This window comes from Bacillus sp. NTK074B (genome assembly GCF_017303375.1).
Lineage (GTDB): Bacteria > Bacillota > Bacilli > Bacillales > Bacillaceae_B > Rossellomorea.
Genome location: NZ_JAFKOH010000261.1, coordinates 1 through 256 on the forward strand (window position 1 = coordinate 1; position 256 = coordinate 256).

Below are 256 nucleotides of genomic sequence, written 5' to 3' on the forward strand. Positions count from 1 at the left end.
GGGCCGACTGATCGCGGCCGGCGTGGCGCCGCGCGCCGCCTGTTCGATGGCGCTCAGCTGCCCCGTCACCGACGATCCGGACATGCGGGACGCGCTCGATGCTGCTGTCGCCACCTGGTTCTGAGCTGCAGGCCGCGCTCGACGCCGCGCGACCGGACGCCCGCCGCCGCCTCTCGCCGCGCGGGATCGAGCTCTGGGAACGCGGCGCACAGGCGCTGGCCGATATGGGGCGCGGCGAGGCCGTTGTCCTCGCCTG

The 256-nt window shown here is 75.8% G+C and carries 1 protein-coding gene; it reads left to right on the forward strand.

Annotated elements, in window-relative coordinates; genetic code table 11:
• Positions 1-10 precede the first annotated feature (10 nt).
• Entirely contained in the window at positions 11-124 is a 114-nt protein-coding gene (locus tag JI667_RS23845; RefSeq protein ID WP_368077932.1) for a CbbQ/NirQ/NorQ C-terminal domain-containing protein, read from the forward strand.
• Positions 125-256 lie beyond the last annotated feature (132 nt).